This window comes from Gottfriedia acidiceleris (assembly GCF_004138285.1).
Classification (GTDB): domain Bacteria; phylum Bacillota; class Bacilli; order Bacillales; family Bacillaceae_G; genus Gottfriedia; species Gottfriedia acidiceleris_A.
On record NZ_SCFN01000079.1, the window covers coordinates 1 to 335 of the forward strand.

The window sequence follows — 335 nt, forward strand, 5'->3', positions numbered from 1 at the left end:
TCGATTGGTATGCTGAAGTAATTTCTTCGAAGCATATTCATTCGTGCTCCACCCCGCGATAATGTGGATACTAACTAAGTTAGTTCCATTAATATGAAATTTAATAAAAATGGAGGAGTAAGAGGGATTCGAACCCCCGCGGGCTGTTACACCCCTGTCGGTTTTCAAGACCGATCCCTTCAGCCAGACTTGGGTATTACTCCATTATAAGTGGTGGACCTTGTAGGACTCGAACCTACGACCGGACGGTTATGAGCCGTCTGCTCTAACCAGCTGAGCTAAAGGTCCTTAAATAAGTAGCGGCGGAGGGAGTCGAACCCACGACCTCACGGGTA

At 47.5% G+C, this 335-nt stretch carries 2 tRNA genes; both read right to left on the reverse strand.

Going from position 1 to position 335, the window contains the following annotated elements:
- Window positions 1–110: 110 nt before the first annotated feature.
- Window positions 111–203 (reverse strand) — tRNA-Ser (locus tag EP747_RS24050).
- A gap of 8 nt (window positions 204–211) precedes the next feature.
- Window positions 212–288, reverse strand: a tRNA-Ile gene (locus EP747_RS24055).
- Window positions 289–335: the final 47 nt, after the last annotated feature.